This window comes from Acinetobacter sp. WCHAc060025 (assembly GCF_004209355.1).
In the GTDB taxonomy this organism is placed as follows: domain Bacteria; phylum Pseudomonadota; class Gammaproteobacteria; order Pseudomonadales; family Moraxellaceae; genus Acinetobacter; species Acinetobacter wuhouensis.
On the sequence record NZ_SGSX01000070.1, the window covers coordinates 1 to 312 of the forward strand.

The following is a 312-nucleotide window of genomic DNA, read 5'->3' on the forward strand; positions in this document are numbered from 1 at the left end:
CGAAGAGATCAAAGATCTCATCACAAGTGATCCAAAGAACAATCTAGGTCCAGATACAACTGTGACTGTTGATCCACAAGATCCAACCAAATTCATTGTGACGCCAGTACCGACTGATCCATCAAAAGATGTAACTGTAGAGATTCCTACAGATTCATACGAAGACAAAGGTGGTAACCTAGGTGGTGGTGACAAAGAAACAGCGGACTTACCACCGACTGTGGATATTACTTACGATCCAAATGGTCCAACGTTCACGATTGACTTCACAGAAGAACCGATCAATCCAGATACAGGTAAACCATTTACAGA

At 42.3% G+C, this 312-nt stretch carries 1 protein-coding gene; it reads left to right on the forward strand.

The window, feature by feature from the left end; genetic code table 11:
• A partial coding sequence (locus EXE09_RS18920; RefSeq protein WP_213073900.1) for a hypothetical protein occupies window positions 1-312 on the forward strand: 312 nt, incomplete at both ends.